This window comes from Clostridium ganghwense (genome assembly GCF_026735165.1).
GTDB classification, from domain to species: domain Bacteria; phylum Bacillota; class Clostridia; order Clostridiales; family Clostridiaceae; genus Clostridium_H; species Clostridium_H ganghwense.
The window spans coordinates 145,012-162,850 of the sequence record NZ_JAPQES010000005.1 but is presented as its reverse complement, the minus strand read 5'-3'; the positions used below and the strand labels follow the sequence as shown (position 1 = coordinate 162,850).

Genomic DNA, 17,839 nt, shown 5'->3' with positions numbered 1-17,839 from the left:
TAAACTTTTATTAAATTCATCCATTGCTTATTTAATACATATTATGTAATATATCCATATTTTGGAGGGATAATATGAGTTTACTGCAAAAATCTATTGATAGAGACTTATGTTCGTATTTTTCAGATTTTAAAGAAAGGGCAGAAGAGTTATTATTAATATTAAAAAGTATTACTTCTACACAAGAAGAGGGAGTTTTCATGTCTAAATTAGTTTCTTCTAGTGATGATAGTAAAGTTGAGGCTCACATAACTAATAGGGCGGAGGTAGGAATTTATAATATTAAAGTTTTAAAATTAGCTTCTAGTCAGAAAAATTTAAGTGATGGCTTGTATATAAAAGAATTTTGTTTGTTGGATGAAGGAAAACATATTTTTACTTTGCTTTATGGACAAAAATCCATAGATATTTCAGTAGATATTAAAGACGAGGACAAAAATGATACTGTGTTAGAAAAATTATTACAAGCTATAGAAAAAGCAAATGTAGAAATATATGGTAACATTGAATGTTATGGTAAGTATAAAGAAAAATTGGTATTAAATGGTAAAAACAAAGGAAGGAGTAATAGTTTTAAGTTATTTGATAAGGATGGAAGAATTATTTCATATACTGGTATATGGAATGTTGCTAGAGAGGCGAAAAATGCTGAATTTATTATAAATGATATAAGCTATGAAAATGAAGAGAATATAGCTATTTTGCAAGATGAAGATATAATTTTAAAATTTAATGAAGTTTCAAAACGGAATATAGAAATAAAAATATGGAACGATGTAAGAAAAGTTGAAGAAAATATAGAAAGTTTTAAAAAAAAATATAATCTTTTCTTTAAAAGGTTAAAAAAAATAAAATCATATAAAGAAATAGAAGATGAAATAAAAATTTTAGAAGAAAAGGATATAAAAAAATTAAATGAAATAGGATTAAAAGCAGATAATATATATTATATAAAATTAAATAAGAACATATTAAGAAAAAATTTAAAAGATAATTATGAAAAAGTTAAAGAAGTTTTTATGATAAGAAATGACTTTTTATTAGAATTGACTAAGTTTTGTAGTCAACTTGTAGAAAATAAATTTACTATAATAAAGGATAATTTCACTGTAGAAAAAAATAATGAAGAAATAAATTCAAAAGCAGTATATACAAATGAAGGTAAAATTGCATTTACCAAAGAGGAAATAGGTAAAAAAATGGACTATATCTGTTAAAAAAACAATAAAAAATGTTGACTTATGTAAAATAGGGTGATATCATACCTAATAAGAAATTAAATAGTATTATATACCTCATATAATTCCGATAATATGGTTCGGGTGTTTCTACGAGAAAACCTTAAAGTTTCTCACTATGGGTGAATCTGTATATGTTTATACTAAATTCTAGTATCGGATTTGCTTATATCCGTTTACTAGAATTTTTTTATATAAAGGGGAGGCAAAATGAAATGGAAACTACAAACGTAGGAAAAAAATCAATATTAGAAACTTTCTTTAAATTATCAGAGAATGGTACAGATGTAAAAACAGAAATTTTAGCAGGATTTACTACTTATATAACAGTAGCTTATGCTTTGCTAGTCATTCCTAACATATTGAAAATGTCAGGAATGAATGCGGCAGGATTAAAAGGTGATGAAGCAGCATTACTTACTATTTTAAATGATCCTATAGTAGGTTCAGCTTTCGCATCAACTTGTATAGCAGCTGCCATTGGAACATTAATAATGGCATTTTATGCAAACTTGCCTTTTGTATTAGCACCTGGAATTGGACTTACAGCATTCTTTTCTTATAGTGTTTGCTTAAAGCTAGGATATACATGGCAGCAGGGATTAACAGCAGTTTGTATTTCAGGATTTATATTTATTTTAATAACTCTTACGTCTATAAGAGAAAAAATAGTTGATGCTTTGCCACAAAATTTAAAGCTTGCTATAACAGGTGGTATCGGACTTTTTATAGCACTTATAGGACTTAAAAGTGGAAGTGTTATAGTTGCAAATCCAGGAACTTTAGTAAGTTTTGGAAGCTTTACAAATCCACATACTGCATTAACTATAATCGGTATAGTTATAACAGGAATACTTGTGGCTCGTAAAGTAAAAGGTTCAATGTTAATAGGAATTATTTTAACTACTATAGTAGGTATACCGATGGGAATAACTCAGACAAGCGGTTTTAAATTATTTTATGTACCTCCAATAGGAAAGACTTTCTTTGCTTTTGATTTTCCAGGACTATTAAGTCATGGAGGAAGTGGAGTTATTGGTGCAATAATAAGTATTGTAATGGTTGTTGTAACTTTCAGTTTAGTAGATTTATTTGATTCTATAGGAACATTAGTAGGAACAGCTCAAAAATCAGGAATGGTAGATGAAAATGGAAGAGTTAAAAACATTAGAAAAGCTTTATTCGCTGATGCTTTTGCTACAACTTTAGGAGGAGCTTTAGGGACAACTACTTTGGCAACAGTTGTAGAATCAGCAGCAGGTATTGCAGAAGGTGGAAGAACAGGACTTACAAATGTGGTAGTAGGAGTATTATTTATTATTTCTATTTTCTTTGGAGGAGTAATAGGAATTGTACCAGCAGAAGCTACATCACCAGCTCTTGTAATTGTTGGAGTTCTTATGTTAGGAGCTGTTTCAGACATAGAGTTTAATGATTTTACAGAAGCACTTCCAGCTTTCTTTACAATTGCAATTATGCCTTTTAGCTATAGTATAGCTAACGGTGTAGCAGCAGGAATCATATTCTATCCTATAATGAAGGTTGTTACAGGAAGAAAAAAAGAAGTACATCCTATAATGTACATAATGGCATTCTTATTTATATTAAGATTTATATTACTTCCAGAATAAAATATAAAAACTTTTAAGGTTTTCTAAAAGTTTTAAGTCAGATATTATGGCTTCTAAACTTTTAGGAAACCTTATTTTTTATAACAAAGTAGTTTTGTAAAAATTGACATTTTTGATTACGAGGTGTAATATTATATATAAAGAAATTGTTAAAAAATAAACAATAAAACATGGAAGAAAATAAGATGACAACATATTGAAGATAAATAAATCATTATAAAATACCATGAAAAACTTATTATATGGTATTGTTCTCAATATAAAAGGTTAATATTTCATCTTAAATAGAAAAAGGTTTGAGAACGTTTGTTAAAAAAATGTCAATATGTAAATGAATTTTGTATATTTTGGGGGGGATGTTATATGAAGTTTAAACAAGAGAATATGGAGGAATTAATGCAAAATGTATCTAAAAACCTTGATAATATTTGCAGTGATAATAGAATAATTAGGGTGACTTTAATAGAAATTTTGGTTGATTTTAATAGCCATATAAATGAAGAGAATTTTTTACAGTATCTAATAGAAAAGAATAGGGGCTTTGTAGATAAATATACAAAGGTAAAGATTAGATTTAAAGATATGCCAAAGGATACAGCAATCATTAGCGAAGTTGATGGGGATAAAATGTAAAGAAAAAGATAATAAAATTAGTATATATAAACCATAATAAAATGTGATAAAATCAAGTATAGTTAAAAATTACACATAGGAGGAGAAGTTATGAAAATAGCGGTTATGTCAGATATACATGGAAATATTACTGCATTGGAAGCTGTACTAGAGGATATCAAAAAAAGAGATGTAGATACAATGGTATGTCTTGGAGATTTGGTAGGATATGGTCCTTTCCCAAATGAAGTTATAGATTTAATAAGAAAAGAAAATATTTTAGTAATTATGGGGAATTATGATGCTGCAGTAGTTAGCAATGATATAAAATATATACAAGATAATGAATTAAACAGAAATTTCGCACTACCTTGGTCTGTAAATGAAGTAAATGAAAAAAATAAAAAGTATTTAAAAAGACTCCCAGAAGATATTACTGTTGTAGATAAAGGAAGAGTTATTACCTTTGTTCATGGAAGTACAAGAAAAATAAATGAATATTTAAAAGAAAATTCTAAAGAAGCACAAGAGGTAATGGAATCATATGATAGAGAGGTACTAGTATGTGCACATACCCACGTACCATACGAGAAAAAATATGGTGAAAAGCTTTTAGTTAATGATGGCAGTGTTGGTAAACCTAAAATAGGAAGACCTAACTGCACATATAGTATTTTAACATGTGATGAGAATACTGTAGATGTAGAGATGGTTGAAGTTCCTTATAACTATGAAAAAATTATAAAGGCTATGGAAGAAAGAAACTTTCCTGAAAAATTAATAGAGTCCATAAGAACAGGAAATGCTTAAGGAGTGAAACAAATGAGGATAGCACTAGGGCAGATTGATGTTGCTTGGAAAAACACAAGTAAAAATAAAGAAAAGTGTGAAGAGTTTATACAGAAGGCTAGTGAAAATAAAGTAGATATGATTATCTTTCCAGAGATGACTATAACAGGTGTTTCAAATAATGTTCCATATTTACTTGAAGCTAATGAAGAAATTGTTCAGTGGTTTAAAGATAGAGCTAATAAATATAATATAAATATATGTTTTGGATATGTTAAAGAGGCTGATGACAAAGGCCAAAACAATTTATTAGTAGTCTCACCTAAAAAAGAAAAAATTGTGGAATACACAAAAATACATCCTTTTTCTTATGCAAATGAAGATAAGTATTTTAAAAGGGGAGAAGAAATAAAATTCTTTAATATTAATGAAATGATTTTTTCACCTTTTATTTGCTATGATTTAAGATTTCCAGAAATATTTCAGATAGCTTCTAAAAAAGCACATGCTGTTATTGTAATTGCAAATTGGCCTAAGAATAGAAGGGAGCATTGGATGGCTCTTTTAAAGGCAAGAGCTATTGAAAATCAATGTTATGTTTTTGGAGTAAACAGAGTTGGAGAAGTTAAGAGTCTTGTATATAGTGGAGATTCTATGATTATAGACCCTCTTGGCAATGTTATTGAAACTATTTCTGAAAAAGAAGAATTGATTATTGCAGATATTAATTTAAAAGAGGTTGAAAATATTAGAGAAAAATTTAATATAAAAAATGATAGACGAGAAGAGTTTTATGCAGAATTCATAAAATAATATGAGGAAAATCCCCTAAGTTTAGGGGATTTATTGTTTTCTAAAGTAATAAAGTTTTCCATCCTCAATAGAGCAATCTATCAAATCTAAATCATAAAGGTATGATAAAAAACCAGAAAGAGAGCATAAGTCAAGTAAGTATTCTTTCACATCTACAGAAATATCGTTTAATATAATTATATTTTCTAAAATATCTTCTTTTGTGCAAGGTTGATCTAATAATTCTAATATTGTATTTGAAGTATCTTCTATATTTTTTATATTGCGTTCAATCAATATATTTAATTCATCTTTGTTCAATATATCTTTACCATGACTTATTACAAAATAATCTGAGTCCACATCTCTTAAGGTGTTTAAAGTTTTAAGAGTTTCTTCAATATTAAATAGATATGGAAAAGGATATTTGTCTAAAGTTTCATTACTAAAAATAGAATCTCCAAGAAAACACACTTTTTCAGGTGTAATAATTCCTATATGCTCGTGGGAATGTCCGCTTAAAGATAAAATTTCGAATTTTTCATCGTTAATTTTGTTTATTCCGTATTCCAAAGTATAATCCACTTCAAAAGGTTTTTTAGTTTTAAATAATCTTTTTGGAGTAGTACCCGAATTTGATATTAAAGAGTGTAAAATTGGATTTTCCATATATACTCTTTCTTCTTCAGAAGTATATACAAGAGTACCAGAATAATTCTCTTTAAAATAATGATTACCTCCACAGTGGTCTATATGGCTGTGAGTATTAATTATGTATTTAGGATGCAGATTATTATCTTTAAGCACTTCATCTATTTTTCTTGCAATTGTATTATTTATCCCACTATCTATTAAAAGACAGAATTTATTTTTATATACATATACTCCAATATTAGTATTTGAAGGTATGTAATAGGTGTTTCCTTTTATTTTAACTAATTCCATAGTTATCACATCCTTTGTTTAAATTACCAATAAAAATATATCATAATTGAAAACAAATAACAAATTCATAATTTTAAAATGGCATTTGCCACAAAGTAAAAAATGGTGTATAATATATTTGGCATATGCCATAATAATAATGTGGAAAAAATTCAATATTATGCATAACACAAGGTTATGTAAAATTAGGAGGAAGTAAAATGAAAATATTAGTATCAGCTTATGGTAAAGAAAAAAATGATCTTTTAGATTCTAGATTTGGTAGATGCAGTTATTTTCAAATTTTTGATACAGAAACTAATGAACATACAGCTGTTGAAAATAAAGGAGTTACATCATCACAAGGTGCAGGAATAACAGCAGCTCAGCAAGTAGTTGATAATGAAGTAGAAGTTGTAATTACTGGTAGTGCAGGTCCTAATGCTTTCAGAATATTAAACAGCTCTGATATAAGAATATTTAAGGCAGCAGAGGAAAAGGTAGAAGACGTTATAAATGCATACATGCAAGGAAAATTAGAAGAAATTTCAGGTGCTGGAGCTGCTCATAAAGGAATGGCGAGATAGGAGTTGAGTTCATTGAATATAGCAATATTAAGTGGTAAGGGTGGAACAGGTAAAACAACTGTATCCACAAATTTGGCTAGAGTTTTAAAGGCGAACTACATTGATTGTGATGTAGAAGAGCCAAATGGATTTATATTTCTAAAGCCTGAGATAGTTAAAAAAGAAGATGTTAAGGTTATATATCCTGTAATAGATGATGATAAGTGCATTATGTGTGGTAAATGTGCAGAGATATGTCAATTTAATGCTCTTGCAAAGACAAAAAAAGATATATTGTTATTTCAAAAATTATGCCACGGCTGTGGAGCTTGCCAAATAGTTTGTCCTAATAATGCTATAAATTATGAAGAAAGAACAACTGGTATAGTTGAAGAAGGAAAATCAGAAGATATAACTTGCATGAGAGGATTATTAGATATTGGAGAACCTATGGCTGTACCTGTAATAAAAAAGCTTTTAAAGAGTGTAAAGGAAGGTGTTAATATAGTAGATTGTTCTCCAGGAACTTCTTGTAATGTAGTAAATATTCTTCAACAGGTAGATGCAGCGGTGCTTGTTACAGAAACAACAGAGTTTGGATTGCATGATTTAAAGCTTGCAGTGGAACTTGTGAGGAATTTTAATATACCTTTTGGAATAATTATAAATAAAGAAATGAACAGGGAAAATATAATAAGAAATTATTGCAATGAGGAAAATATTAAAATAGTAGGAGCAATACCTTATAATAGAGAAATTGCTGAAATTTATTCAAAGGGAAAAATGCTTTTAGATGAGCAAAAATATAAAGATGTATTTGAGGACATAGCTGGAGAAATAAAGGCGGTGATACCTTGGAGTTAGTAGTTATAAGTGGAAAAGGTGGAACAGGTAAAACAACTATATCAATAGCCTTATCTGAGCTTGCAAAAGATGTAGTAAAGGCAGATTGTGATGTAGATGCTCCTAATCTTTATCTGATGTATAGGGGCGAGGATGTAGAGGAACATGACTTTATCACTGGAAATAAGGCAATTATAAATAGTGATAAATGTATTAGATGTGGAAAATGTGAAGAGGTATGCCGATTTGATGCCATAAAAGACTATAAAATAAATGAATATAAATGTGAAGGTTGTACAGCGTGTTCTTTGATATGTCCTAATAACGCAATTGAAATAAAGGATGATATTGGAGCTAAAACAATAGTGACTAAAACTTCTAAAGGAATCATATCAAGAGCAAAGATGGAAATAGGTGCAGATGGCTCTGGAAAATTAATAACTGAAGTTAGAAAAAATGCAAAAAAGTATGCAGGTAACAATATCATAATAATTGATGGTTCACCTGGAATAGGATGTCCAGTCATTTCATCTATAACTGGAACAGATGTGGCATTGGTAGTTACAGAACCTACAAAGTCTGGACTTGAAGATATGAAAAGAGTTTTATCAGTATGTGATTATTTTAGTGTTAAGGCTTTGGTATGTATAAATAAATCTGATATAAATAAAGAAATTACAGAAGAAATAAAAAGCTTCTGTAGAAAAGAAAATTATGAAGTTGTAGGAGAAATTTCTTATGATGATACAGTAATGAAAGCTATTAATGAGCTTAAGGCTGTAACAGAATATAAGGAAAGTAAAGTAAATTTAGAAATAATTAAAATGTGGGCAAAAATAAATAAAATTTTATATAAATAAAGAGGAGGAATTTTAAATGAAAATAGCAATAGCAGCAGATGGTAAATTTGTAAGTGGACACTTTGGACATTGTGAGGGTTTTAGACTTTATGATGTAGAAAATAATAAAGTTGTAGGAAGTCAAATGGTTCCAAATCCAGGCCATAAACCAGGTTTTTTACCAGTATTTTTAAAAGAACAGAATGCTGATGTAATAATTGCTGGAGGAATGGGAGCAACTGCTCAAGAGTTATTCACTCAAAATGGTATTAAAGTTGTTGTAGGTGCTAGTGGAGAAACTGATAAAGTTATAGAAGGATATTTAGAAGGAACAGTAAAATCTACCGGTTCAGTATGTAGTGAACATGCACATGAAGGACATTGCGAAGAATAAAAAAAAAGGGTGATTTTATCCCCTTTTTTTATTATAATAAAATTTATAGAATTTTTATTATAATAAAAGGAGGTTTACGATGCCAAGACCTATTAAATGGAGAAGAGTTCAATTTGTTCCTGAAGATACTTATTTTATACCATTAAATAAGAGAAAGTGTGAACTAGAGGAAATCGTACTTAAAATAGAAGAATTAGAAGCCATGAGACTAAAGGATATCGAAAAATTAAATCAGGAACAATGTGCTGAAAAAATGATGGTATCAAGGCAGACTTTTCAAAACATTATTGATGAAGCAAGGCGTAAAGTTGCTCAGGCTTTAACTGAGGGAAAAGCTATCAAAATAGAAGGTGGAAATTATACTATAAATATCTGTGCTTTGAAATGTTTGGAGTGTGGAAATGTTTTTGAAGTGAATTATGAAAATAAAGAGAGAAAATGTCCCAAATGTGGTTCAATGGAAGTTATATGTGTTAAAAAAGAGAATTTCTGTAAGAAAAAATGTTCACGTATAAATATAGAATAGAATATCTCATTACTAAAGTAGAATTCAAAAAATTCAAAACAGGATTTATAAGTGAGTATAATAGGATGTATAACTTTTTATAATATAATATATACACTTGTGTTACACGATTTTAAAAAATATATAACAGAAAATATTATGGGTAAAAATAAATTTAAAATATGTGTTGACAGTTTGCATTAAAAGAGGTATATTATACTTGTAAACGCAGTAAAACATATATAGGGAACGATTGAATTACTTGGCAGTTGACCGGAGAGGCAATTGACATAGATAATCTCGAATATAGGCAGGCAGTTGACCGAAGAGGCAATTGACCTGCTTATTGGTTATTCTTAACAACTAAAGGGAGATAGGGGACTATATTAAAATAGGAGGAGAATTTTATGAAAGTAGTAAAAAAAGATGGAAGGCTACAGGAGTTTGATATTAATAAGATTAAGACATCTATTATGAGAGCATCCGATGATTTAAATGAGCCTTTAAATACATCAGACATTGATAATATAGCTCACAGCATAGAAGATAAAATTAAAAAATATAATAGATATTCTATGGAAGCCCTAGAAATTCACCAAATTGTTGTAGAAGAATTGAAAAATAATGGTTTTCAGCATATTGCAAAAGCGTATGACGAAGGAACTAAATAATAAATTACTTTACCTCTAGCGTGTTTGCTAGAGGATTTTTAGTTATAGATACTTTACATATACAAAATACTGATGCATAATTAGTTTATGCGTGTTCAAGATTAACCTTATGACTTAGAGGAGGTAACAAATATGTTAGAACAAAATAAAGAAGAAGAGAATATTAAAGCTGTAGTAGAAGCTGATGAAGAACAGTTGCAAAACCAAAGTGAAAAAGTTGAAATACAAGATTATGAAGCTAAAGATAAAATAAGCTTTTTAGATACATTTAAAGCAAATTTAATTGATATAATTGCTACTGGAGTAATTTCAATTGCAGCATTATATATATTTGACATACTACTTAGAGCAACTGCTGGATATTATGTAAAAGAAAAAATATCAATGCTAGCTATTTTTTATTTAATTTCATCATTACTCTATACAAGTATTATGGAAAGTAAAAGTGCAGATACTATAGGAAAAAGAGTATCTAAAATAAAAATACATAAATAAAGTAATTTAGGAGTGAACATATGAGAAAAAGAAAGGTATACGAATTTAATATAGAAAGCACTGAATTCCCAGGATTTGGAGTTGCTTATCACGATGAACAAAAGGTTTTAATAAAGAATGCACTTCCAGGACAAAAAGTTAAGGCGTTTGTACATAAATTTAAAGGTGGAAATGCACAGGCTAAGATAAATGAAATTATTGAGGACGCAAACTATAAGGTAGAAGCGAAATGTCCTGTGTTTGAATTGTGTGGGGGATGTTCTCATCAATTTATTTCTTATGAAAAACAATTAGAATTTAAAAAAGAACAGGTACTTAAATTATTTCAAGATGCAGGTATTGAAGGTTTTGAATTTTTAGGTATAGAAGGAAGCCCAGAAGAATGGGAATATAGAAACAAAATGGAGTTTACCTTTGGAGATATGGAAAAGGGTGGAGAACTTTGTCTTGGTATGCATTTAAAAGGAAAGAGTTTTGGAATTGTTTCAGCTGATGTATGCCAAATAGTAGATGAAGATTTTAGAGTTGTTTTAAAAACTGTATTAGATTATTTTAAAGGAAAGGGATTTCCACACTATAGAGTCAGAAGTCATGAAGGATATTTAAGAAACCTAGTTATAAGAAAAGGTAAGAATACAGGGGAACTTCTTATAAGTTTGGTAACTACATCTCAAATAGATTTTGATATGAGTGAGATTGCAGATATATTAAAGAACTTAAGTTACAAAGGTGAGTTAAAAGGAATACTACATATAATTAATGACTCTCTGTCAGACGTGGTTCAAGCTGATAGAATAGAAGTCCTTTACGGACAGGATTATATAATGGAAGAATTATTAGGACTTAAATTTAAGATATCTCCATTTTCTTTCTTCCAAACAAACTCTAAGGGCGCAGAAAAATTATATACTTTAGTTAGAAATTTTATGGGAGATGCAAAGTCTAAGACAGTATTTGATCTTTACTGTGGAACAGGAACTATAGGCCAAATAGCAGCTAACAATGCTAAAAAGGTTATTGGAATAGAACTTATAGAAGAAGCAGTTGAAGCAGCCAATGAAAATGCTAAACTTAACGGATTAAATAACTGTGAATTTATTGCAGGTGATGTAGCTAAGGTAATAAAAGATGTAACGGCTAAGCCAGATATAATAATCTTAGACCCACCAAGACCAGGAGTGCATCCAGAGGCATTAAAATATGTAATTAAATTTGATGCTAAGGATTTAATCTATGTATCTTGTAATCCTAAGACTCTAGTAAATGATTTGAAAGTTCTTATAGAGGCTGGATATAAGGTTGAAAAGGTTATAGCTAAGGACATGTTCCCTCACACGCCTCATGTGGAGACTGTAGTGAAGTTATATAAGTAAAATCAACATTTATAAAAAATTAAATAGGTCAATTTTACTCATTTGCCACCCATTTGCCACCGCTTTTTTGCATTGGGTGGCAAATTATTTTATTGTAGAAATAACAGACTCAAATTTATCTACACTATCTTGTTTTAATTGTTATGAGCAAAGGAAATATGATTATGATGAATTGGAGAAGAAACTTCTAGGATTAGATGAGGAAAAGGAAAGAGAAGAGGATAAAGAGAATAATATGGAAGAAGCAGTGTGAAGAGCTAAGGTAGCTCTTCTTTTTTATTTATGTAAAAATATGGTTAAGACAACCCCTTGTAAGGGGCTTATAAGGGGCTTATAAACACCTTGGTAGTAAATAAGTAATAAGTAATAAATAAAAAACAAAAAATAAAAAGTACAAAATAATAAATAATAAATATAAAAGTAATAAATAAAGAATAAACAGGAGCAGCAGAAAGGCAACTTCTTTTTTATCACTGAATTGTTTATAATATGTTAAGATGTTATAATATGTATTATAGTGTAGAAGTTTGAAAGTGATATTTTGATGATGGGAATACACTAGATATTTGAAATTCAAGAATTATGGAAACTTATTATCACGTAGCTAGAAATACATAGGAGATAGTAAAATATGTCTAAATTATAGTGTAATTATGCCTATAATCACAACTTAATTGTAATGTTGGTTAGTCCAAAAGAGAAAGAGCGTAGAGGATAGAAAGTTAGAAAATGAAAAATATAGCAGCTAACGAGAAGTCTATGGGATTTGAGGATTTTTAGATATTATAAACTAGACAGAAGTTGAGAAATTATAATTTATAGTAAGTTCAGAATAACTCTTAACTAAGGTCCTAGTTAAGCCTGAAATTTTTTTATAGTACTAGGATCTAATTATTCATAGAAGCTTCAGCAGTAGGTGAATGTAATCGTGTGACGAAAGGATTAGTAAGGATTAGTAAGAATTAGTTAGGCTAATTTGAGCACATTTGGTAAGGGAGGATGATGTATGTTTGGTACAGTAATTATTGATGCTTATAGAAAAGATGAAGCAAAGGAAATCGCTGAAGCTATTGATGATTTATGTAGTCCGAATGACAATTATGGTTGGGCTTCAGCAGGAATATATTGTTTTTGGGATTACTACATTGAAGAAGTTCTTTATATAGGTTTAGCTAGTGACTTATGTGAAAGATTTAAACAACATAATGGTATTCTACCCATTGATGAAGCTTCTTCCAAGCAAAAGCAAATTGAAGCTTATTTTGAGTGTAAGGAACGTTTAGGATATACTATTTTTGTTCAATCACCATTATCTCAACCATTGACTTATAGAAATAAATCTATATATGAAAAATTTGCAAAACAAAGAAATGCGCCAATTGAAGACATGCTAAGTGAGCAAGGGAAAAAAGATATAAAAAGGGTAGAAGGAATATTAATAGAAGCTTATCGAGCTAAACATGGACATTTTCCACCTTGGAATAAGGTGGGTGGCTCAGTAGATGGTCAAAAAGTAGTTATGAAGAATAATTATAATATAGTTAAGAGCTTCTGCAAACCTGATGATTTTATGTTAAATCCAATAGTATCTAGGTCAACATTGAGAGAATTATCAGACAATCCACAATATGAAGGATTCGAGAATTTTCTTCATGCAGTAAGAATGAACATACTTATTCATGGAATGAATTATCAAGAGGCTCTTGAATTCACTAATAAAAATGATACATTTGGCTATTATAAGCAAATTGAAGAAGCTAGATATAATAAGAAGAGGTTGGTAGTGTAAGGGAGTTGGTATGAGAAATTGGTTTACACTACTATTTAGGTATTCCCTCATTTTTTCTTGAAAATAGATATAGCTTACATTTTATTTAAAAATAAGATTTTTAAACTAAATATTATAGGGGAGATATGATTATGAGAGATAATTTTAGTTCCAAAACAAAAGACACTCTATTTAAAAGGGCAGGTGGGCGTTGTTCAAATCCTAATTGTAGGAAACCAACAAGTGGACCTCATACCGAAACGAATAAAATAGTTAATATTGGAGTTGCTGCGCATATTACTGCAGCGGAAAAAGGTGGACCAAGATATGACTCAAATATTACTTCAGAAGAGCGTAAGGCAGTAGAAAATGGAATATGGTTATGCCAAGGATGTGCAAAATTAATTGATAGCGATGAAAAAAGGTATACTGTTGATTTGATAAAAAAGTGGAAAGAAATTTCAGAAGAAGCTGCTTTACTAGATATTGAAAATTGGGATGAAGTTCATAGTAAAACAACTAATGATAAGGAGATAATCAGATTTTTTTCCCAATGTTTTGATAGACCAGCATTCCAAGATAAATTTTCACAAGAAGGTTCAAATGAGGCATTTGATAAAGCAATTGAAGATACCATAATAGCTATAAATACTGGTTGCTTAAGGGATAGAAATGGTAATGTTTTATTCAAATCATATGGAAAATCATATCTATTAGATTTTGAGTAACGAGATAAGATGGATACCATAGTTGACTTGTTAAGAGCTATTAAATCAAGATATAAGTTGGCTATACAACTTGGACAACTAAGTGTAGGAAAAGAATATGAAGGACGACAATGTTATTGCTTTAATTATCCCCATGATGAACTATCCAAATGGTTTGATGATACGAGAAATGAAGTTATTAATATATTTTCTGATATTTGTAAAAAATTTAAAATTCCATGTTTGAAATTTCCTAGAAAGCATAGCAAATGGTTTTAAAACATGTTTTTTATAAAATATAGATATCACATACATATAATAGTCAGCTTCTAATTATCCATATACCTATTAGGTTAATAATATGAACCTTAATTAACTGAACAGTTTATAACAGGAAAACTAATATATTTTCAGAGATGAATATTTTTATATAAAAATATTGGTTTCAAAAGTAGTTTGTAAAAATTATGATGTAAGGGGGAAGGAGCAATGTTGAAAAAAATAGCAATAAAAAATGTGGCTACATATGATGAATCAGGTATGGTTGTTGATAATCTTAATAAAGTTAATTTTATATACGGAGCTAATGGAAGCGGAAAAACTACAATTAGTAAATTTATAGATAATTGCAATAAAGAGGAATATAAAGATTGCGAAATAGAATGGTCGGATAATATTGAAATTAAAACATTGGTGTATAACAAGGAATTTAGAGATAGAAATTTTGGAAAAAGTGATATTGCCGGTATTTTTACACTAGGACAAGCTACTAAAGAGGAAATAGAAAAGATACAAGAGAAAAAAACAAAGTTGACAGATATAAAAAATGAAATGGTGCAAAAGAAAAAGACAATAACAAAACAAAACGAAACGCTACAAACTGAAGAAGATAGTTTTAAAGAAGTTATTTGGAGAGATATATTCAAGAAAAATGAAACTATGTTTAAAGAAGCATTTAAAGGATTTATGACTAAACAAAGATTTAAGGATAAGGTATTAGATGTTTATAAAAGTTCTAATGGCACAACTTTAAAGAAAGAAGAACTAGAAGAAAAAGCGAAAACTATCTTTGATGATGAACCTGAAAAAATAGATATGATTACTGAGATTCAATATGGTAAAATTAAGACTATTGAAGAAGATGAGATTTGGAATGCTAAAATAGTGGGTAAACAGGATATTAATATAAGTAAATTGATTCAAAAACTTAATAACGGTGACTGGATAAATACGGGACGCAAATACATACAGGAAAGTGATATTTGTCCTTTTTGCCAACAACATACAATTACGAACGAATTCAAAAAAAATATTAGTGAATTTTTCGATGAAGAGTTTGAGAAACAAATTGATACTTTGAACTATGCAAAGAACCAATATGACACAATAGCATCTGAAATACTTGAAAGAGCGAAAACTTCGTTTGATAAAGAAAAATCTATGAAGGCGCAAAGTAAGTTAGAAGTAGATAAATTGAGTATATATATAGAATCACTAAATGTACAGATTGAAAGTAATAAAGAACTAATTGAAAAAAAATGCAAAGAACCTAGTATCAGTGTAGATATAGTTAAACTAAAAAGTATTATTGAAAGTATAAATAAACTGATCATTAATGCAAATTGTAAAATACGAGAAAATAATAGGATAGTAGATAATTATCATAGTGAAAAAAGCAAATTAGTAGATAATATATGGAGTTATTTAGTTACTGAGAATAAGACTATTATTGATAAATACGAAAAGAAGAAAAATGGTTTAAAAAAAGGAATTTCAATGATTGAAGAGAAATATAAAGATTTACAAAATCAACAAACAACACTGGATGTAGAAATTAAAAGAGATTCGAAAAATGTAACAAGTGTACAGCCTTCAGTCGATGAAATTAATAGATTGCTTAAGGCTTATGGATTTGAGAATTTTATGATTGTGCCTTCAACTACAACTGCTAACCACTATCAAATTCAAAGGCAAGATGGTAGTTTGGCAGAATCTACATTAAGTGAGGGTGAAGTTACTTTTATTACATTTTTGTATTTCTTGCAATTAGCAAAAGGAAGTATGGATGACCAACAGATTACAGAGGACAGAATTTTAGTTGTTGATGATCCAATTTCAAGTCTTGATAGCAGTGTGCTTTTTATTGTAAGTTCGTTATTAAAAGAAATAATTATTGATATACAAAGTAATAAAGGTTCAATTAAGCAAATTATAGTATTGACTCATAATGTTTATTTTCATAAAGAAATATCATTTTTTGGAAATGGTAATGAGGCTAGAAAAGATACATGTTATTGGATGCTTAGAAAAAAGGGTAATGTGACCAATATCGAATGTTTTAGACGTGAAAATCCGATTAGTTCGTCTTATGAATTACTATGGAAAGAATTGAAGGAAGTAAATAAAAATTCAGGAATTACCATACAAAATATAATGCGTAGAATTCTTGAAAATTATTTTAAAATATTAGGAAGATTTAAAGATGATGATTTAATACTTAAGTTTGATGATGTAGAAAGCCAAAGAATATGTAGATCATTATTATGCTGGATTAACGATGGCTCACATTGTATGCCAGACGATTTATTTGTAGAGTGTCCTATGGATACTATTGAGAAGTATCAGGATGTATTCAAAGATATTTTTTATAATATGGGGCAAATTGAACATTACAATATGATGATGGGTATCAAAAGAGGTGCCTAGCATAAGTAATTATTTAAGAGTAAATGTATAATAGTTGAAATGATTATATAACTCCAAGAATAAAATCTTAGAAATTTTAAATTATTGTTTGATATATACATATTCTCCTGGTGGGCGGGGGGGCGATTTAATTCAATTATAGACATGCCAAGGACGGCTTGTTTATAATTTCCTATTTGATGCCCCTAGAGGAATACATACAAGGGGTGGAACTGCCTTGCTGCTCAAGAGTTATGTACATGTCTTTTCAATGCATGTACATGAGGAGTGAAGCTGGAAGCAAGTCCACCCCTACGCACTCTGCCGGGTACCCAAATAAAGGACTAGCTAAAGTCGTGGAGTTCTTAGAGCGTAGAAGGCTCGGAATTAAGGGAGAGACTTTTACACTCTTAGAGATACTAGACAAGAGCCTGTACTTTTTGGGGTGGCAGTTAAAGTGCCAGTGGTTAAAAAAATAGGTATAGCAGTATTAACTATAATAGAGTAATTTTAAAATTAAATAGTGATAATTATATTACGAGTTTTAGGTAGAGTTATAAAATCAGTCAATCTGATTAATCTTATAAATATGAATATGAAAATAAAGTATAAAAATATAAAGGTATATGAATTAATAGAAGTAAAAATATAATTATTGACAGTAATAATATAATAGTTAGTTAGGTTGGACAAGCTTTTGTGACAATTTATTGTGACAGTAAAAGCTTGTCCAACCTATAGACCCTATAGGAATACCTTAGCAAAGACCACAAGGAAATGCCTAGCTGATACAATTTTAACATGGAGGTACGGAAGGTTAAAGTTGTATCAGCGGAGATAGGACCTGTGAGGAATGCTGAAGGGGATGGGGTGCGTGAAAAGCGAGAGCTTTTGACGCTTATTTTTATTTAATAAAAATTATATTTTAAATTGTAGTGTATTTGATTTAATAAATATAAATTTGTAGTAAAGAGCTAAGAGAGTTAAATGTATCAAAATATAGCAGT

The 17,839-nt window shown here is 29.2% G+C and carries 19 protein-coding genes and 1 riboswitch; of the genes, 18 read left to right on the top strand and 1 reads right to left on the bottom strand.

Annotated features, from left to right (window positions below; genetic code table 11):
* Positions 1 to 74 precede the first annotated feature (74 nt).
* The 5 genes from fliD to OXH55_RS14170 all read left to right on the top strand — a co-directional run bounded on the left by fliD (position 75) and on the right by OXH55_RS14170 (position 5,083).
* Entirely contained in the window at positions 75 to 1,217 is a 1,143-nt protein-coding gene (fliD, locus tag OXH55_RS14190; RefSeq protein ID WP_268050671.1) for a flagellar filament capping protein FliD, read from the top strand.
* A 58-nt stretch (positions 1,218 to 1,275) separates the two neighbouring features.
* A riboswitch (purine riboswitch) is annotated at positions 1,276 to 1,377 on the top strand.
* Between the two features lie 76 nt (positions 1,378 to 1,453).
* Positions 1,454 to 2,869 (top strand): NCS2 family permease, encoded by a 1,416-nt coding sequence (locus tag OXH55_RS14185; RefSeq protein ID WP_268050670.1) that lies wholly within the window; start codon positions 1,454 to 1,456, stop codon positions 2,867 to 2,869.
* A 363-nt stretch (positions 2,870 to 3,232) separates the two neighbouring features.
* The gene (locus tag OXH55_RS14180; RefSeq protein WP_268050669.1) at positions 3,233 to 3,502 is read left to right on the top strand and encodes a hypothetical protein; all 270 of its coding nucleotides are present in this window, start codon (positions 3,233 to 3,235) and stop codon (positions 3,500 to 3,502) included.
* A 90-nt stretch (positions 3,503 to 3,592) separates the two neighbouring features.
* On the top strand, positions 3,593 to 4,291 hold the full coding sequence (locus tag OXH55_RS14175; RefSeq protein WP_268050668.1) for a metallophosphoesterase family protein: 699 nt from the start codon (positions 3,593 to 3,595) through the stop codon (positions 4,289 to 4,291).
* A 12-nt stretch (positions 4,292 to 4,303) separates the two neighbouring features.
* Positions 4,304 to 5,083, top strand: coding sequence for a carbon-nitrogen family hydrolase (locus OXH55_RS14170; protein WP_268050666.1), 780 nt, complete (start codon positions 4,304 to 4,306; stop codon positions 5,081 to 5,083).
* Between the two features lie 30 nt (positions 5,084 to 5,113).
* Here OXH55_RS14170 and OXH55_RS14165 read toward each other — a convergent pair whose 3' ends face one another.
* On the bottom strand, positions 5,114 to 6,007 hold the full coding sequence (locus tag OXH55_RS14165) for an MBL fold metallo-hydrolase (protein WP_268050665.1): 894 nt from the start codon (positions 6,005 to 6,007) through the stop codon (positions 5,114 to 5,116).
* A gap of 200 nt (positions 6,008 to 6,207) precedes the next feature.
* Between OXH55_RS14165 and OXH55_RS14160 the strand changes: the two genes are divergently transcribed.
* The 13 genes from OXH55_RS14160 to OXH55_RS14100 all read left to right on the top strand — a co-directional run bounded on the left by OXH55_RS14160 (position 6,208) and on the right by OXH55_RS14100 (position 16,853).
* Positions 6,208 to 6,573, top strand: coding sequence for a NifB/NifX family molybdenum-iron cluster-binding protein (locus OXH55_RS14160; RefSeq protein WP_268050663.1), 366 nt, complete (start codon positions 6,208 to 6,210; stop codon positions 6,571 to 6,573).
* 12 nt (positions 6,574 to 6,585) lie between these two features.
* On the top strand, positions 6,586 to 7,416 hold the full coding sequence (locus tag OXH55_RS14155) for an ATP-binding protein (RefSeq protein ID WP_268050662.1): 831 nt from the start codon (positions 6,586 to 6,588) through the stop codon (positions 7,414 to 7,416).
* A complete protein-coding gene (locus OXH55_RS14150; RefSeq protein WP_268050661.1) occupies positions 7,407 to 8,255 on the top strand; it encodes an ATP-binding protein in 849 nt (282 codons plus the stop codon). The genes OXH55_RS14155 and OXH55_RS14150 overlap by 10 nt, the downstream gene beginning before the upstream one ends.
* A 16-nt stretch (positions 8,256 to 8,271) precedes the next feature.
* Positions 8,272 to 8,628, top strand: coding sequence for a NifB/NifX family molybdenum-iron cluster-binding protein (locus OXH55_RS14145; protein WP_268050659.1), 357 nt, complete (start codon positions 8,272 to 8,274; stop codon positions 8,626 to 8,628).
* 79 nt (positions 8,629 to 8,707) lie between these two features.
* Positions 8,708 to 9,154: a DUF134 domain-containing protein gene (locus tag OXH55_RS14140; RefSeq protein WP_268050658.1), complete on the top strand. Its 447-nt coding sequence runs from the start codon at positions 8,708 to 8,710 to the stop codon at positions 9,152 to 9,154.
* Between the two features lie 386 nt (positions 9,155 to 9,540).
* The gene (locus tag OXH55_RS14135) at positions 9,541 to 9,804 is read left to right on the top strand and encodes an ATP cone domain-containing protein (RefSeq protein ID WP_268050657.1); all 264 of its coding nucleotides are present in this window, start codon (positions 9,541 to 9,543) and stop codon (positions 9,802 to 9,804) included.
* 132 nt (positions 9,805 to 9,936) lie between these two features.
* Complete coding sequence (locus OXH55_RS14130; RefSeq protein ID WP_268050656.1) at positions 9,937 to 10,299, top strand: RDD family protein; 363 nt, start codon at positions 9,937 to 9,939, stop codon at positions 10,297 to 10,299.
* Between the two features lie 20 nt (positions 10,300 to 10,319).
* On the top strand, positions 10,320 to 11,672 hold the full coding sequence (gene rlmD / locus OXH55_RS14125) for a 23S rRNA (uracil(1939)-C(5))-methyltransferase RlmD (RefSeq protein ID WP_268050655.1): 1,353 nt from the start codon (positions 10,320 to 10,322) through the stop codon (positions 11,670 to 11,672).
* A 76-nt stretch (positions 11,673 to 11,748) separates the two neighbouring features.
* Positions 11,749 to 11,925 carry a hypothetical protein gene (locus OXH55_RS14120; protein ID WP_268050653.1) on the top strand — a complete coding sequence of 59 codons (177 nt, stop codon included), beginning with the start codon at positions 11,749 to 11,751 and terminating at the stop codon, positions 11,923 to 11,925.
* A gap of 753 nt (positions 11,926 to 12,678) precedes the next feature.
* On the top strand, positions 12,679 to 13,461 hold the full coding sequence (locus tag OXH55_RS14115; RefSeq protein WP_268050652.1) for a hypothetical protein: 783 nt from the start codon (positions 12,679 to 12,681) through the stop codon (positions 13,459 to 13,461).
* Positions 13,462 to 13,592: 131 nt separating this feature from the next.
* Entirely contained in the window at positions 13,593 to 14,168 is a 576-nt protein-coding gene (locus OXH55_RS14110) for an HNH endonuclease (protein ID WP_268050651.1), read from the top strand.
* A 9-nt stretch (positions 14,169 to 14,177) separates the two neighbouring features.
* Positions 14,178 to 14,426, top strand: a complete 249-nt coding sequence (locus tag OXH55_RS14105) for a hypothetical protein (protein ID WP_268050650.1) — start codon at positions 14,178 to 14,180, stop codon at positions 14,424 to 14,426.
* A gap of 210 nt (positions 14,427 to 14,636) precedes the next feature.
* A complete protein-coding gene (locus OXH55_RS14100; RefSeq protein ID WP_268050649.1) occupies positions 14,637 to 16,853 on the top strand; it encodes an AAA family ATPase in 2,217 nt (738 codons plus the stop codon).
* Positions 16,854 to 17,839: the final 986 nt, after the last annotated feature.